Origin of the sequence: Streptomyces phaeochromogenes (genome assembly GCF_001418655.1) — a bacterium.
Lineage (GTDB): Bacteria > Actinomycetota > Actinomycetes > Streptomycetales > Streptomycetaceae > Streptomyces > Streptomyces phaeochromogenes.
Genome location: NZ_LIQZ01000514.1, coordinates 1 through 1,197, shown reverse-complemented (window position 1 = coordinate 1,197; position 1,197 = coordinate 1). Strand labels below are relative to the sequence as shown.

General features: G+C 66.9%; 2 protein-coding genes. Both read right to left on the bottom strand.

The window, feature by feature from the left end; all coding sequences use genetic code 11:
* Positions 1-397: lanthionine synthetase LanC family protein (locus tag AOK17_RS53045; protein ID WP_281198681.1), on the bottom strand; the 397-nt coding region annotated here is incomplete at its 3' end.
* A gap of 391 nt (positions 398-788) precedes the next feature.
* The coding region (locus AOK17_RS53040) for an SMI1/KNR4 family protein (protein ID WP_245697777.1) at positions 789-1,017 on the bottom strand (229 nt) is incomplete at its 3' end.
* Positions 1,018-1,197 lie beyond the last annotated feature (180 nt).

Here is a 1,197-nt window from a genome sequence, read left to right as displayed (position 1 = left end):
CGCCGTCGTAGCGGGACCGCAAGACGTCCAGGGCTCGTTCGGCGGACGCCCCTGCCGCGGTGTCGCCGAGCACGCGGTGCACACCCTGTAGCGCGACAGCCATCCCGGCCACTCCCGTGTACAGGCCGCTGTCCTCCCAGTCGTCGACCGCGTCAGCGACACTGCGGGCAGCACGCAGGGCCGCGTCCGCGTAGCGGTCATCGGCGAAGTACCGCCATGCGTCGAGGAGGGCCGGCAGCACTCCCGAAGTCCCGTTGTACAGCGTCGGGTTGAACTCGCCATCGGCGAGAGTGTTCGGCCAGGTCAAGCCGTCGTCGACATCCCGGGCAGCCTTCAGCAGCCACTCAAGGGCCCCGACGGCAAGGGTTTCCGCGTCATCCGGTGCACCAGTGATCATCGTCCCAGCGTTCCACAGCCGTTGGGCCACCCCCAGACCCACGTCCGGGGCGCCGTTTGCAGGTGAGTCGCTGTCGTGCCCGGGTTACCGCTCGTCGCGGAAGCTTCTGTACTCGTCGTTCATCAGGTCCCAGAAAGACCGGTAGCGGACCGCGCCTGGCAGCCAGTGGGCGAGATACCAGGCCTCCCACTCACCGTCCGAGGTGACCACGCCCGGGTTGAGAAGGTAGACGTCCGTGGCATCCGGCGTGTGACTGATCTTCAAAGTGTGTGGCAGGTACTCGGGTCGGATCGAGACCGGGTCCTGGGCTTCGCCGTAGACGAAGTACTGGTCGTCGTCGACCCGGAAGTCGGCATCACCGTATCCGCCGGTCCAGCCGGTGACGAGGTNNCCCGGGTCCATCCCACCTCGTGGGCCGCCAAAATCCTGTCGATGCCGTGGGTGGTGTTGAGCCACCCGTTGCTCGTCAGCAGGAACTGGCGATAGCTCATCGGCAGCGTGACACCAAGGCGGCCCTCCAGCGCACCGACTTCCTCACAGGTGGCCCCGGCAGCACCCAGCCAACGGGCCCTGCGTACCTCGTCGGGGAACGGTTCTACGCGTTCCTGCTCATGCCGCACCGGACCGAGCCACTCGTCGCTCCAGCACTGCAGCAGCTCCCGCCACGCAAAAGACGGCCGCCCATCGTCCTGGCCTTGTATCTCGCCCACAACGGGAGACTAATGACCGACACTGACACACCGTCGCCCGCCGTCGTGCACTCCATGGAATCCCGCAGACCCCATCCACCCACCCTCGGT